The sequence below is a fragment of the Vibrio sp. Vb0667 genome (genome assembly GCF_033391095.1).
In genome coordinates this window covers 1-1,368 of record NZ_JAWPOL010000189.1, presented here as the reverse complement: position 1 = coordinate 1,368, position 1,368 = coordinate 1, and the positions used below count along the sequence as shown (strand labels likewise).

General features: G+C 45.5%; 1 protein-coding gene and 1 pseudogene. One reads left to right on the top strand and one right to left on the bottom strand.

The window, feature by feature from the left end; all coding sequences use genetic code 11:
* A partial coding sequence (locus tag R8269_RS24515; protein WP_318222815.1) for a TonB-dependent receptor plug domain-containing protein occupies positions 1-724 on the bottom strand: 724 nt, incomplete at its 3' end.
* A gap of 116 nt (positions 725-840) precedes the next feature.
* Between R8269_RS24515 and R8269_RS24510 the strand changes: the two are divergent.
* Positions 841-1,368 (top strand): annotated as a pseudogene (locus R8269_RS24510) (AraC family transcriptional regulator); the annotation flags it as partial.

Genomic DNA, 1,368 nt, shown 5'->3' with positions numbered 1-1,368 from the left:
TATCGTAGGAAAGTTCGAAGCGGTGAATGTCATTAAACTCATAACCAAGCTTCGCAAGAATGTTGTAAACGTCCCCTGCCGAGCCGAACGTCTTATCACCGTTTCCATCTTTGAAATCGTCACGCGTCACATAGTGGCCATAAACCATTGCATCTACGTTTTCTGACAGCAAACCGTATAATGTTAATGAGCCTTGTTGGTTGTCGTTAGATGCAAAACCACCGTATACACGCGCGCCAAAAGTTTCATCGTAACGAAGCAAATCGCGTGCGTCTTTGGTTTCAAAATACACCGAACCACCCAACCCATTTTGCGTCACTGAGTTGTTACCCACTTGAATATCTGCCGACTTAAGAATATCGGGGTTCAGCGTTAAGTTACCGATGTGGTGGAACATACTCGCGTGTTGTGACGCGCCATCCAGACGGATATCCAAGTCAGTCTCACCCAAGCCGCGAATCGTGATGCGCTGGTTGACTGAGTGAGTGCCACCCACATCAACGCCCGGGATATCACGCAGTAGATCCGACATATGATCGGCCTGCTTTAATGACATATCGTCTGCGAACATCGATTCGGTATTGCTGGAAACTTTCGTTCCCCATACTACGACTTCTTCGAAATGAGAGTCAGATTCTTGAGCTAAAACGGGATTTGCCAAGGCTATTCCCACTGCAAGGCAAAGGCTTGAAAGCTTGATTGATGAGCAAGCTGGGCTTTCCATAAGTACATTCCTAAATATTAATGATAATGATTCTCAGGTATAATAAGCAGGTGTTTTATAAATACAAAGGCGATTCAGTTATGCGAAATCGCACAAGTGTTATGAGGAAACGTCAAATGCAGGAAGTCACCGCCAAACGAACTAAACTTGGCAAAATAGCTATGACCCAAAAACTGGAAGCCACGGAAAAACAGTTAATTGTGACGCAAGGGCAACCATGCCAGACCCAACTGGCCGAAGGGAAGTTTTTGTCTTATCAGTACAATGACCAGATTTTTGTGCATGGCGGGCGCTGCATTGAATTGGTTGACTCCAATATCGTCTCTACCGCGCACGCTTCGTTGTTGATCACCATTCTTCTCGAAGGAAAACTCTCTTTCGGCTACGACGATCTACAGTTCGATCTCGACGCAAGTGATACACCTCAAGGCGTGGTGGTGAATCTCATTCATCCTGCTAACTTTCGTCGTTCGCTTATTGAAAACAATCAGATCAACAAGATTAATATTCTTGTAAAGCCGCAATGGTTAGAGTCCCGTACGGAAGAATCGTGTTGCAGTACTGCCTTCTTTGAAACACACCAAGCCTTTTACCACCTAGAGCTTAATCAGGCGTTAACTGCTCTTGCCACCGAACTCACCAAC